This is a genomic window from Streptomyces glaucescens, from assembly GCF_002154375.1.
In the GTDB taxonomy this organism is placed as follows: domain Bacteria; phylum Actinomycetota; class Actinomycetes; order Streptomycetales; family Streptomycetaceae; genus Streptomyces; species Streptomyces glaucescens.
Map to the genome: position 1 here is coordinate 1 of NZ_MUND01000411.1, position 11,504 is coordinate 11,504.

At 71.9% G+C, this 11,504-nt stretch carries 14 protein-coding genes; 10 read left to right on the plus strand and 4 right to left on the minus strand.

Translation table 11 applies throughout. The features are described 5' to 3' along the window. The 6 genes from CCN42_RS25375 to CCN42_RS25400 form a co-directional block, all read left to right on the plus strand. The coding region (locus CCN42_RS25375) for an ATP-binding cassette domain-containing protein (protein ID WP_143662006.1) at positions 1–327 on the plus strand (327 nt) is incomplete at its 5' end. Then, on the plus strand, positions 324–1,124 hold the full coding sequence (locus tag CCN42_RS25380) for an ABC transporter ATP-binding protein (RefSeq protein ID WP_086739090.1): 801 nt from the start codon (positions 324–326) through the stop codon (positions 1,122–1,124). The genes CCN42_RS25375 and CCN42_RS25380, both read left to right, overlap by 4 nt. Further along, positions 1,121–2,017 carry a branched-chain amino acid ABC transporter permease gene (locus CCN42_RS25385; RefSeq protein ID WP_086739092.1) on the plus strand — a complete coding sequence of 299 codons (897 nt, stop codon included), beginning with the start codon at positions 1,121–1,123 and terminating at the stop codon, positions 2,015–2,017. Before CCN42_RS25380 ends, CCN42_RS25385 begins: the two co-directional genes overlap by 4 nt. After that, complete coding sequence (locus CCN42_RS25390) at positions 2,010–3,119, plus strand: branched-chain amino acid ABC transporter permease (RefSeq protein ID WP_086739094.1); 1,110 nt, start codon at positions 2,010–2,012, stop codon at positions 3,117–3,119. Before CCN42_RS25385 ends, CCN42_RS25390 begins: the two co-directional genes overlap by 8 nt. Next, on the plus strand, positions 3,116–4,375 hold the full coding sequence (locus tag CCN42_RS25395) for an ABC transporter substrate-binding protein (RefSeq protein WP_086171031.1): 1,260 nt from the start codon (positions 3,116–3,118) through the stop codon (positions 4,373–4,375). Before CCN42_RS25390 ends, CCN42_RS25395 begins: the two co-directional genes overlap by 4 nt. Before the next feature lie 147 nt (positions 4,376–4,522). Next, complete coding sequence (locus CCN42_RS25400; protein WP_086739096.1) at positions 4,523–5,341, plus strand: SAM-dependent methyltransferase; 819 nt, start codon at positions 4,523–4,525, stop codon at positions 5,339–5,341. Between the two features lie 12 nt (positions 5,342–5,353). Here the strand turns inward: CCN42_RS25400 and CCN42_RS25405 are convergent, their stop codons facing one another. Both CCN42_RS25405 and CCN42_RS25410 read right to left on the minus strand, forming a co-directional pair. Continuing rightward, entirely contained in the window at positions 5,354–6,277 is a 924-nt protein-coding gene (locus CCN42_RS25405; protein ID WP_086739098.1) for a helix-turn-helix domain-containing protein, read from the minus strand. 130 nt (positions 6,278–6,407) lie between these two features. Then, positions 6,408–6,638 (minus strand): DUF397 domain-containing protein, encoded by a 231-nt coding sequence (locus CCN42_RS25410; RefSeq protein WP_086739099.1) that lies wholly within the window; start codon positions 6,636–6,638, stop codon positions 6,408–6,410. Positions 6,639–6,825: 187 nt separating this feature from the next. Between CCN42_RS25410 and CCN42_RS25415 the strand changes: the two genes are divergently transcribed. The 4 genes from CCN42_RS25415 (at position 6,826) to CCN42_RS25430 (ending at position 10,077) form a co-directional block, all read left to right on the plus strand. Further along, complete coding sequence (locus CCN42_RS25415; protein WP_386582264.1) at positions 6,826–7,260, plus strand: ATP-binding protein; 435 nt, start codon at positions 6,826–6,828, stop codon at positions 7,258–7,260. 23 nt (positions 7,261–7,283) lie between these two features. After that, on the plus strand, positions 7,284–7,802 hold the full coding sequence (locus CCN42_RS25420) for a hypothetical protein (RefSeq protein ID WP_169731521.1): 519 nt from the start codon (positions 7,284–7,286) through the stop codon (positions 7,800–7,802). A gap of 117 nt (positions 7,803–7,919) precedes the next feature. Further along, positions 7,920–9,686 carry an ABC transporter ATP-binding protein gene (locus tag CCN42_RS25425; protein WP_086739102.1) on the plus strand — a complete coding sequence of 589 codons (1,767 nt, stop codon included), beginning with the start codon at positions 7,920–7,922 and terminating at the stop codon, positions 9,684–9,686. Between the two features lie 145 nt (positions 9,687–9,831). Beyond that, positions 9,832–10,077: a DUF5133 domain-containing protein gene (locus CCN42_RS25430; RefSeq protein WP_086739104.1), complete on the plus strand. Its 246-nt coding sequence runs from the start codon at positions 9,832–9,834 to the stop codon at positions 10,075–10,077. A 47-nt stretch (positions 10,078–10,124) separates the two neighbouring features. Here CCN42_RS25430 and tgmB read toward each other — a convergent pair whose 3' ends face one another. Together tgmB and tgmA are read right to left on the minus strand one after the other, a co-directional pair. After that, positions 10,125–11,108 carry an ATP-grasp ribosomal peptide maturase gene (gene tgmB, locus CCN42_RS25435; RefSeq protein WP_086739106.1) on the minus strand — a complete coding sequence of 328 codons (984 nt, stop codon included), beginning with the start codon at positions 11,106–11,108 and terminating at the stop codon, positions 10,125–10,127. Positions 11,109–11,124: 16 nt separating this feature from the next. Next, positions 11,125–11,316 carry a putative ATP-grasp-modified RiPP gene (gene tgmA, locus CCN42_RS25440; protein ID WP_086171039.1) on the minus strand — a complete coding sequence of 64 codons (192 nt, stop codon included), beginning with the start codon at positions 11,314–11,316 and terminating at the stop codon, positions 11,125–11,127. Between the last annotated feature and the right edge of the window lie 188 nt (positions 11,317–11,504).

Consider the following 11,504-nt stretch of genomic DNA (forward strand, 5'->3'; position numbering starts at 1 on the left):
CTCTCCGGCGGTGAGCAGCAGATGCTGGCGATCGGCCGCGCCCTGATGGCCGCCCCGCGTCTGCTGCTGCTGGACGAGCCCTCCCTCGGCCTCGCCCCGCTGATGGTGAACCGGATCGCCGAGGTGGTCCGCGAGATCAACGAGCAGGGCACCGCCGTGCTGCTGGTCGAGCAGAACGCCGGGATGGCGCTCGCCCTCGCCCGGTACGCGTACGTCCTGGAGGTCGGCGAGGTCCGCCTGTCCGGCCCCGCCGACGAGCTGGCCCGCACGGACGCCGTACGCCGCCTCTACCTGGGCGAGTCCGAAGACGGTCGGGGGGCCGCGTGACCGACCGCACCACACCGCCCCCCGAGCTGGCCGTCCAGGACGTCACCGTCCGGTTCGCCGGTCTCACCGCGCTCGACGACGTCTCCTTCACCGTCGCACCCGGCTCGGTGCACGCGGTGATCGGACCCAACGGGGCGGGCAAGTCCACCTGCTTCAACGTCCTGTCCGGCCTGTGCCGCCCCGCGTCCGGCACCGTCCGGCTCGACGGCACCGACCTGACCCGGCTCGCCCCGCACCGCATCGCCCGACTGGGCGTGGCCCGCACCTTCCAGAACATCGTCACCACCGAGGGAACGGTCGCCGACAACCTGATGCTCGGCCGCCACGCCCTGACCCGCGCGGGCTTCGCCGCCAGCGCCCTGCACCTTCCCAGCGCCGTACGGGAACAGCGCGCCCACCGGGACCGCGCCCGCGAGATCGCCGAACTCACCGGACTCGGCGACCTCTTCGACACCCCCGTCGCGGTCCTGTCCTACGGCGACCGCAAGCGCGTCGAGTTCGCCCGCGCCCTCTGTCTCGAGCCGCGCGTGCTGCTCCTCGACGAGCCGGTGGCCGGCATGAACGGCGCCGAACGCGTCCGTACCGCGGAGGTCATCCGCGACGTCCGTCAGCAGCTGGGCCTGTCCGTCGTCCTCGTGGAACACGACATGGGGCTCGTCATGCGGCTCGCCGACGAGGTCACCGTCCTCGACTTCGGCCGCGCCATCGCCCACGGCACCCCCGAGGAGGTCCGGCGCGACCCCGAGGTGCTGCGCGCCTACCTCGGCACCGACGACACGGGGGAGGACGCGGCATGACCGGCTTCCTGGACCACCTGCTCAACGGCCTCGCGCTCGGCGCGGTCTACGCCCTGGTCGCCCTCGGCTTCGTCGTCATCTTCAAGGCGTCCGGCGTGCTCAACTTCGCCCACGGCTCGCTGCTGCTGCTCGGCGGCTATCTCACCGCCGTCCTCCACGACGACCTCGGCTTCGTCGGCGCCCTCGCGGCGGCCGTCGTGGTCACGGCGCTCGTGGCCGGGGCCATGGACCGGCTGCTGCTGCGCGGCGGCGACCGGGACCCGCGGGCCGCGCACGTGCAGACCATCGTCACCATCGGCGTCGACATCGTCCTGGTCACCGACCTGGCCCGGCGGATCGGCGGCGATCTGCTCACCACCGGCGACCCGTGGGGCGACTCGGTCACCCGGCTCGGCTCGGTGACCGTCGCCGACAGCCGCCTCGCCGCGATCGCCGTGTCCGCCGTCGTCATCGGTGCGGTGTTCGCCCTGTTCCGGTACACCGCCTGGGGCCTGTCGCTGCGGGCGGCGTCCGAGGACCTGGAGGCGGCGGCCCTGATGGGCGTACGGCTCACGCGGGTGCGCATGCTCGCCTGGTGCCTGGCCGGCGCGCTCGCCGCGCTCGCAGCCGTCTTCCTCGCCGCCTTCCCGGCACCCGGCCTGGAGCGCACCACCGGGCAGATCGCCCTGAAGGCCTTCCCCGCCGCGATCCTCGGCGGCATGGCCTCCCCGCCCGGCGCCCTCGCCGGCAGCCTGCTGATCGGCCTGACCGAGGCCCTGGTCGCCGGCTACCAGTCCGAACTGCACGTCCTCGGCGAGGGGTTCGGCGACGTCGCCCCCTACGCGGTGATGGTGCTCGTCCTCCTCGTGCGGCCCACCGGGCTGTTCGGCGCGAAGGGAGCGGTCCGTGTCTGACCTCCTCAAGCGCGGCCGGCTGCTGCCGCTCGTCCTCCTCCTCGCCGCCCTGCCGTTCTACGTGGACGCCTTCTGGCTGCGCATCGGCCTGTTCGCGATGGCGGCGGCCATCGGCGCGGTCGGTCTCGGCCTGCTGGCCGGGACGGCGGGGCAGCTCTCCCTCGGCCACGCCTTCTTCCTCGCCGTCGGCGCCTACGGCTACGCCTGGCTGGCCGGGGAGCCCGGACCGGGCCTGCCGCCCGCGCTCGCCCTCGTCCTGGCGGTCCTCCTCGCCGGAGCCGCGGGCGGCCTGTTCAGCCCGCTCGCCGGCCGAGTCAAGGGCATCTACCTGGGCGTGGCCACCCTCGCCCTGGTCTTCCTCGGCCACCACGTGCTGCTCACCGCGGACTCCGTCACCGGCGGGTTCAACGGCCGCTCGGTACCGCCCCTCACCCTAGGCGGTTTCACCTTCGCCGACACCGACCCCGAACTGGTCGTGCTCGGCGTGCCGTTCGGCGCCGAGGAACGCCTGTGGTACCTGGGCCTCGCGCTGTTCGCGCTCACCTGGGTCACCGCCCGCGGCATCCTGCGCGGACGCCCGGGCCGCGCCCTGGTGGCGGTGCGCGACAGCGAGACCGCCGCCGCCGTGATGGGCGTCGACGTGGCCCGCTACCGCTCGGCCGCCTTCGTCGTCTCCTCCATGTACGCGGGCCTGGCCGGGGCGTTGCTGGCGCTCGGCTTCCGCCGGATCGTGCCCGACTACTTCGGGCTCGCCCTCTCCGTCGACTACCTCGCCATGATCGTCATCGGCGGGCTCGGCTCGGTCGCCGGAGCCACCGCGGGCGCCGTCTTCGTCACCGCGCTGCCCCTGCTGATGACCCGCTACGCCGACCACCTGCCCCTGGTCGCCGCCCCCGGCAGCACCGGGGGAGCCGTCGGCCCCACCGAGGCCGCCCGCTACCTCTACGGCGCCGCGATTGTCCTGATCCTCCTCTACGCCCCCGACGGCCTGCACGGCCTGGCCCGCCGGCTGCGCGCCCGTGTCCCGGGCCGCCGTGCGAAGGCCGCCCCCGCGACCGCCCCGACCGCCGCACCCGCACGACCCAAGGAGCACACCCCGTGAACACCTCCCGCACCTCCAAGACCCTGCTCGCCTCCGCCCTGGCGGCACTGCTGATCGCGGGCACCGGATGCAGCTCCAAGGCGGAGGAGGACAAGCCCGCGGACGCCGCCGACGGCGTCAGGACCGGCCCCGGCGTGACCGACGACCGCATCCGCCTCGGCGCCCTGACCGACCTCACCGGTCCCTACGCCACCCTCGGCAAGAGCATCGTCCAGGCCCAGCAGATGTGGGCCGACGAGACCAACGCGGCCGGCGGCATCTGCGGCCGCAAGGTCGAGATCGTGGTCGAGGACCACGGCTACGACGTGCAGAAGGCGGTCACCGCGTACGCGGACCTCTCCACCGATGTCGTCGCCCTGCCCCAGGTCATCGGCTCGCCGGTGGTCGCCGCCCTGATCGACGACATCGAACGCGACCAGCTGCTGACCTTCCCGCAGGCCTGGGCCGCCTCCCTGCTCGGCAAGGACCCCGTCCAGGTGCTCGGCACCACGTACGACGTCGACATGATCGCCGCGGTCGACTTCCTCACCCGCACCAAGGGCCTGAAGAAGGGCGACACGATCGGCCACGTCTACTTCGAGGGCGACTACGGCGCCAACGCCCTGGAGGGCTCCACCTGGGCCGCGGAGCGCGCGGGCCTGAAGATCGTCGACCAGAAGATCAAGGCGACCGACACCGACCTGTCCGCGCAGGTCTCCGCCCTGCGCGAGGCCGGGGTGAAGGCCGTGCTGATCAGCGCGGGCCCCGCCCAGACGGCCTCCCTCGCCGGGGTCGCCGCCTCCCGCGGACTCCAGGTGCCCATCGTCAGCAGCGCCCCCGGCTTCGCGCCGCAGCTGATGAAGACGCCCGCGGCGAAGGCCCTGGAGGCCATGCTGCACGTCGTCAGTGCCGCCCCGGCGGTCAGCTCGGACCTGCCGGGCGTGAAGAAGATGGTGGCCTCGTACGAGAAGAAGTTCCCGGGCTCGCCCGTCGACTCCGGGGTGCTCTCCGGCTACAACGCCGCCCAGCTCCTCGGCGCGGACCTGAAGAAGGCCTGCGAGGCGGGCAGCCTGACCCGCGAGGACGTGGTGAAGACCCACCGCTCCCAGAAGAACGCCGACACCGGCCTCGGCACCCCGCAGAACTTCTCCGACGTGAACCGCCCCGCCAGTGTCTCCACCTACGTGCTCAAGCCGGACGCCAAGGCGGTCGGCGGCATCGTGGTCGCGGAGGAGGCGCACGTGGCTCCGGGCATCGAGGAGTACCTCAACTCCTAGTCCTGTCAACGCTCTTGGGAAGGTGGTCCCAACCGGATCACCTTCCCCGGGAGTTTGCTCCACACACTGGCCTCGGTGACCGGCGGATCCCTAGGATGTACAGCCTGTGAGGCCAGGCGGCTCGGCGCGCCACAAGCTGGGGGATCAATGAACACCGGTAAGCAGCTCTCCACGGAGATCGACGCCAACGTACCGACAGCCGCTCGGATGTACGACTACTACATCGGCGGCAAGGACAACTACGCAGCGGACCGGGCGGCCTGCGAGGAACTGGACAAGGTGGTGCCCAGCACCCGCAGGCTGGCGGTGAACAACCGGCGCTTCCTGCAGCGGGTCGTGCGGACGCTCGCCGCGGAGCACGGCATCCGCCAGTTCCTCGACCACGGCTCCGGCCTGCCGACCCAGGACAACGTCCACCAGGTCGCCCAGCGCCACGACCCCAGCGCGCACGTCGTCTACGTCGACAACGACCCGATGGTGCTCGTCCACGGCCGCGCGCTGCTGGAACAGGACGAGCGCACCACCGTCATCCACGCCGACATGCGTGAGACCGAGGCGATCTTCGAGCACCCGGACACCCGGCGGCTGATCGACTTCGACCAGCCGGTCGCCGTGCTCTTCAACTCGGTCTTCCACTGCATCCCGGACAGCGACACCGACGGTCCGCTCGCCGTGGTCCGCCGGGTGACCGAACGCCTCGCGCCCGGCAGTTTCCTGCTGATGTGCCAGCTCGTCAGCGAGGACCCCGAAGTCCGCGCGTTCGTCACCGACTTCATGGACCAGGTGACCCAGGGGCACTGGGGCCGGGTCCGCCAGGAGAAGGACGTCGCCGAGTGGTTCGAGGGCCTGGAGATCATGGAGCCGGGACTGGTGGAGGTGTCCACCTGGCGTCCCGACTCGGACGTGGTGCCCCGTCAGCTCAGCCACGAGTGGATCGAGTTCGGCGGTGTGGCCCGTAAGCCCTGACGGGCGGGCCCGTCACTCGGCGGGGTAGCGCTGCTCCATCGTCTCGCGGAGCAGCGCCAGCGACTCCCTCGGCGTCAGCGCCTCGTCGGCGAGACGGTCGAGTGCCACCCGGTACTCCTCCGTCTCGTCGCGGTCCTCCAGGAAGTTCGCGCTGCGGATGTGCTCCAGGTACACGACGTCCGGGAGATCGAGGCCGCCGAAGCGGAGATACGTGACCGGGATGGCGGGCGCCGAGGCGTTCGTGACGTCCAGCGGCACCACCTGCACGGTGACGTGCGGCTTTTGGGCCATCTCGATCAGGTGCTCCAGCTGCTCGCGCATCACGGCCTTGCTGCCGAGCACCCGCAGCAGCACCGACTCGTCGACGATGGCCCACAGCTGCGGGGCGTCGGGCCGGTGCAGCAACCGAGCGCGGCGGGCCCGCAGTTCGACCCGCCGGTGCACCTCGTTCTCCGGTGCGACCGGGAGGCCGCGGCGGACCACCGCATGGGTGTACGCCGGGGTCTGGAGCAGCCCGGGCACGTACTGGATCTCGAAGGTGCGGATCGCGGCGGCGGCCTCCTGGAGCCCGACCAGCCGCTCGAACCACTCCGGCATCAGCCGCTTGTCGTACCGCTGCCACCAGCCCGGCTCCCCGGCCCGGCGCAGCAGTTCCAGCAGGACCGAGGCCTCGTGCTCATCGGCCTCGTACAGCTTCAGCAGGGCCCGCACGTCCGCCTCGGCCGGCGGCTTGCGTCCCTTGCCCGCCTCGATGCGGGACAGCTTCGCGGCACTGAATCCGAGTGCTCGCGCCGCCTGGTCCTGAGCCAGCCCGGCGTCCTCGCGCAGACCGGCCAGCTGGACGCCGACCAGCATCTTCAGCAGGGTCGGGGCGGGTTCGGCCCGATCCAGGTAGGGCTTCAGGCGCAAGACGCGCTGCGACGACTCGGCGTACATCCTGACTCCCGGAAGACAGGCAGAAGAGAGGACAAGACTATCGCAGTCCCGACCTGTCGCACCCACCGCATATGCCGTGGGATCAAGGCGAGTTGCCGATCGTGCGCCGGGCGCGCGCCGGGGCGCGCCCTCACACCAGGTGGTCGAACTCCCCGTCCTTGGCACCGGCCAGGAACGCCGCCACCTCGGCCGCGGTGTATATGAGCGCGGGCCCGTCGGGATCACGGGAGTTGCGCAGCGCTACGGCGCCGTCGGCCAGGGGGGCGACTTCGACACAGTTCCCCTCCGCGTTGCTGTGCCGGCTCTTGATCCAGCGTGCCTCCAGCGAGCTGGCCCGCACCCCGTTCCGTACTGCTGACATCGCTCACTCCCTGGTGTCCGTGGCGCCCGGCGGTCCCGCTGTGCTGTCTGCCCCCGGGTCGACCGTCTACTCGACATCGCGCGCAATTTCTCGTGCAATTGCACGCGAGCGTCGACGGCGTGGATAATAGACCGTGCGTCAACCCGCCGGAACACGCCCGTCCATGACGTCCCATCAGGGAGATGCCGTGCCGTTATCCGCGCAGCACACGTCCGCCGCACTGCGCATCGTCGCCAGTGAGGAAGGCGTCGCACAGGCGCGGGCCTTCACCGAGGACACCCTCAGGGGCTGGTCCCTGGGGCACCGGGGCGACGACGCCGCCCTCGTGGTCACCGAGCTCGCGGCGAACGCCGTGGTGCACGCGGTGCCGCGGGCCCGGGCGGGCGCCCCGGAGGTCTGGCTCGGTCTCACCCGCGACGCCGACCGCCTGACGCTCGCCGTCTCCGACCCCGGAGACACCCCGCCGGTGTACGCGCCCCACGGCATCTGTGCCCTGGAGGAGCACGGCCGCGGACTGTTCATCGTCGACGCCCTCTCCGAGGAGTGGGGCTGGACGCCGCGCCCCCCGGCCGGCAAGACCGTCTGGGCCACGTTGTCGACCACTTCCTCGTCACTGCCATGACCGCTGCGGAAAGGCCCCCTGCCATGCGCACCGCTTCGACCGGACAGCCCGGCACCGAGCGCTCCGATCACCCCGCGATCCTGGGGACGCTCGACGAGGTGCCGTGGCACGAGATCCAGGACTCCACCGGCTCCGCCACCGCCATCCCCGGACTGCTCGACGACATCGCCCGGGGCAGCGCCGACACCGCGACGGCCGCCCTCGGCGAGCTGCGGAAGCGCATCTGCCAGTACGGCTTCGTCGTCGAGCAGGCGACGGCCGCGACCGTGCCCTTCCTGTGGGAGCTGGCCCAGTCGCCGCACGTCACCTGCCGCCCCCAGATCATCCGGCTGCTCGCCAGCATCGCCGAGGCCCGGCAGTGGGAGCACACCGCCAGCGCCTACCCCAAGCTGCTCAACCACCGGGAGAACCCGGTGGCGTGGGAGCGGGCCGCCCGCCAGGCCGTGCACGCGCGGCGCGGCACGCTCCGGTCCCTGCTGGACGAGCAGGACACCGAGCTGGTCCGGGCCACCGGCGAACTCGCCCGCACCCTGGGCGTGTAGCCCGCCGGGCCGGTCTCACGCTGCGGACACTCCGGTCCTTCTTCCCTGTGGTGGTGTACCCCTGGCCGAACGGGGCAGAAAGCGCTTCCGTCAGGTCACCGGAGAGGATCACCAGCGATGGCGTCGCCGCCCGAGAAACCACTCGACCACCGTTACCGGGGCGAGCACCCCGTCCGCACCCTCGCCTATCTGTTCCGCGCCGACCGCAGGCGCCTGGCCGGCGCCGTCGGCGTCTTCACCGTCAAGCACAGCCCGATCTGGCTGCTGCCGCTGATCACCGCGTCCATCATCGACACCGTCGTGCAGCACCTGCCGGTCAGCCGGCTCCTCACCAGCACCGGGATCATCCTCTTCATCCTGCTGGTCAACTATCCGCTGCACGTGCTCTACGTCCGCCTGCTGTACGGCAGCGTCCGCCGCATGGGCACCAGCCTGCGCTCCGCCCTGTGCACCCGGATGCAGCAGCTGTCCATCGGCTACCACTCCCGGGTCAGTGCCGGTGTCCTCCAGGCCAAGGTGGTCCGGGACGTCGAGACGGTCGAGCAGATGGTCCAGCAGACGGCCGAACAGGGCCTCGGCGCCACCACCGTGCTCATCGGCGGCCTGATCATCATCGCCGTCCGCACCCCCGAGTTCCTCCCCGTCTTCCTGATCGTGGTGCCCGCCGCCGCCCTGCTCGTCGCCCGGCTGCGGTCCCGGCTGCGCACCCACAACGAGCACTTCCGGCACGAGGTGGAGACCCTGTCGTCCCGGGTCACCGAGATGACCCGCCTGATACCCGTCACCCGCGCCCACGGCCTGGAGGGCAAGGCGCTGCGCCGCATGGACCGCACCCTGCGCCGGCTGCTCACCTCCGGGATGCGCCTCGACCTGGTCAACGGCCGTTTCGGCTCGCTGGCCTGGGTCGTCCTCAACGTGGTCGGCGTCCTGGTGCTCGCCGGTGCCGCGCTCGTCTCCTACTACGACGTCTGGGGCGTCACCCCCGGCGACGTCGTCATGCTCAGCGCGTTCCTGACCACCCTCACCAACTCCGTCACCACGCTGGCCGGGCTCACCCCGGTCATCTCCAAGGGACTGGAGTCGGTCCGCTCGGTCGGCGAGGTGCTCCAGGCCCCCGAGCTGGAGGACAACGAGGGCAAGGCCGAGGTGACCGCACTGCGCGGCGCCGTCACCTTCGAGAGCGTCGGCTACGCCTACGACGGCGGACGCGCCGCCGTCCGCGACTTCACCCTCGACGTCGTCCCGGGCGAGACCATCGCCCTGGTGGGCGCGTCCGGCGCGGGCAAGTCCACCGTGCTCAACCTGGTCATCGGCTTCATCCGTCCCACCTCGGGCCGGCTGCTGCTCGACGGAGCCGACATGACCGGCCTCGACCTGCGCACCTACCGGCGGTTCGTCTCCGTGGTGCCCCAGGAGTCGATCCTGTTCGACGGCACGGTCCGCGACAACGTCGCCTACGGCATGGACGACGCCGACGAGGAGACCGTCCGCGCGGCGCTCCGGGACGCCAACGCGCTGGAGTTCGTCGACCGGCTGCCCAAGGGGCTCGACACCCTGGTGGGGGAGCACGGGGCACGGCTGTCCGGCGGCCAGCGGCAGCGGCTCGCCATCGCCCGCGCCCTGATCCGGGACCCCAAGGTGCTGGTCCTCGACGAAGCGACCTCCGCCCTGGACACCCGGTCCGAGGCGCTGGTCCAGCAGGCGCTCGCCCGGCTGCTGCACGGCCGTACGACGTTCGTCGTGGCGCACCGGCTGTCGACCGTGCGGGGCGCGGACCGGATCGTGGTGATGGGGGACGGGCGAATCCAGGAGATCGGCACCCACGAGGAACTGCTGCGCCGGGGCGGTGCCTACGCGGCGCTGCACAGCGGCCAAGCGGCGTGAGACGACTTCGCGCACGCCCGGCGCACGCCCCGCGCGCCGGGCGGTAAGCAACGGTATTGCGTCAATTGCGTACGCCGCCCCCTGGAGGTGATTGCTCCGGCAGGGACCGGGCATACGCAGCGAAAAACCGAGAGAGGGGCGCCTCGTGCTTGTACCGGACCCGAAGGTCGTCAGAAAGCTGCTGACCCGGTACGCGACCCTGCAGATCGCTCAGGCGGAGCGGGAGAGCGCGGCCATGGCACGCGAGTTGGAAGACGTCAGTTACACGCTGTGCGTGATGATGGGGACCACGGATGTCCATGACGCCATCGCCAGGGCGGACGCCCTGCTGCTGACCGACGGCCGGGCGGCGGACCCGGATGAGGACAGCGGCCTGTCGCTGGCGGTCTGACCCCGCCCCGCGACACCGCCGTACACCTGACGACGCCGGCACCACGGTCACGAGACCGCGGTGCCGGCGTCGCACGTCCGCTCCGGCCGCTCCGGAGCGGGTCCGGCCAGCCACTCGGCGATGGCCCGGGCGATCGGCTGGCCCGTGTCCACCTCCACGAACCCGAACTGGCCCGACTGGTTGCACTCCAGGAACCACCAGGTCCCGTCGGCGTCCTCGACGAAGTCGAAGGCGCCGTACGCCAGCTCCGCCTCGCGCAGGTACGCAAGCACCCCGTCGGCGGTCCGCGGCGGGACCTCGGCCGCCGCCCAGGGGGCGGCGGAGGCGGCGAACCGTACGTCGACCTCGTCCGGGTCGGCGTCCGGCGAGGTCTCCTTGCGGGCCGCCAGCAGCCGGTCGCCGACCGCCGTGAGCCGGATGTCGGCCCGCTTGGCGATCCGGCGCTGCAGCAGCGTGGGTCCGAACGCCACCGCGGCGAAGTCGGTGCCCGGCGCCACCCTGCTGGTCGGCACCGCCCGCGGCGGCTCCTGCGGGTGCGCCCCCGAGACCGGCTTGACCACCAGATCCGGAAAACGCTCCGCGAAGTCCCGGGCCGCCTGCGGAAGCGTCGTGATCAGCGTGGCCGGCACCGGCAGCCCGCTGTGCTGGGCGAGACGCAGCTGCCACGGCTTGTGACGGGCCCGGCGGGCCGCGTCGGGATGGTTCATCCAGCGGGCGTCGGTGCCCCGCAGCATGCCGTAGAGCGCCTGCGAGGCCTCCTCGGTCAGCCACGGCGACGGCGCCGCCGCGTGGGCGGCCGGAGCGCCCGGCCGGCGCACCCAGACGGACCGCAGTCCGTCCATGCCCACCAGCCGCCCGGCGACCCGGAGATGACCCCGGAAGGAGCCGTGCACATACTCGCCCGAGAGGGAGACCCCGCCGGTGAGGTCGGCGGGGTCGAGCCGGACCACCGGCACCCCGGACGCGTTGAGGTGCACGACCACCATGTCGGCCGTCACGTCCTGGTCGCTGGTCAGGATGAGTACGGTCATCTTCGACAATCCGTGATCAGTCGTCGAAGTGAGTCTTGGAGCCCGCCGTGGACGTCGTGGTCCCCAGTTCCCGGAGCAGGGCGTGATCGGTGGCGGCGATCCGGCCGTCGAAGAGCACGTTCAACTGCCGTCCGGGGTCATAGGCGTAGGGGGTGGCGACGTCCAACTCCGCCGCCGGGCGTGCGTAGTGGAGCGCGAACGGTTGCATCGTCTCTCCCTCGTCGGTGCTGCCCCGGCGAAGCCGTCGGCGTGCCGCTTCCTGACATCGCCCACTGGATCTCCAAGGCCTTCATGGAACTTATACGAATCGAACGCCTGGTTGGTTTCCTTACGCTCCGTAGTTTTCCTGCGAGCGAGGCGCCCTGAACCTGAGACGGTTCAGGGCGCCCGGCGGTT

What these genes read in the sequence shown, in the direction of transcription:
- CCN42_RS25410 (WP_086739099.1), bottom strand. Translation starts at nt 6,638, where the DNA reads ATGTCAGCAGTACGGAACGGGGTGCGGGCCAGCTCGCTGGAGGCACGC.
- CCN42_RS25420 (WP_169731521.1), top strand. Translation starts at nt 7,284, where the DNA reads ATGCGCACCGCTTCGACCGGACAGCCCGGCACCGAGCGCTCCGATCAC.
- tgmA (WP_086171039.1), bottom strand. Translation starts at nt 11,316, where the DNA reads ATGCAACCGTTCGCGCTCCACTACGCACGCCCGGCGGCGGAGTTGGAC.
- CCN42_RS25385 (WP_086739092.1), top strand. Translation starts at nt 1,121, where the DNA reads ATGACCGGCTTCCTGGACCACCTGCTCAACGGCCTCGCGCTCGGCGCG.
- CCN42_RS25400 (WP_086739096.1), top strand. Translation starts at nt 4,523, where the DNA reads ATGAACACCGGTAAGCAGCTCTCCACGGAGATCGACGCCAACGTACCG.
- tgmB (WP_086739106.1), bottom strand. Translation starts at nt 11,108, where the DNA reads ATGACCGTACTCATCCTGACCAGCGACCAGGACGTGACGGCCGACATG.
- CCN42_RS25425 (WP_086739102.1), top strand. Translation starts at nt 7,920, where the DNA reads ATGGCGTCGCCGCCCGAGAAACCACTCGACCACCGTTACCGGGGCGAG.
- CCN42_RS25405 (WP_086739098.1), bottom strand. Translation starts at nt 6,277, where the DNA reads ATGTACGCCGAGTCGTCGCAGCGCGTCTTGCGCCTGAAGCCCTACCTG.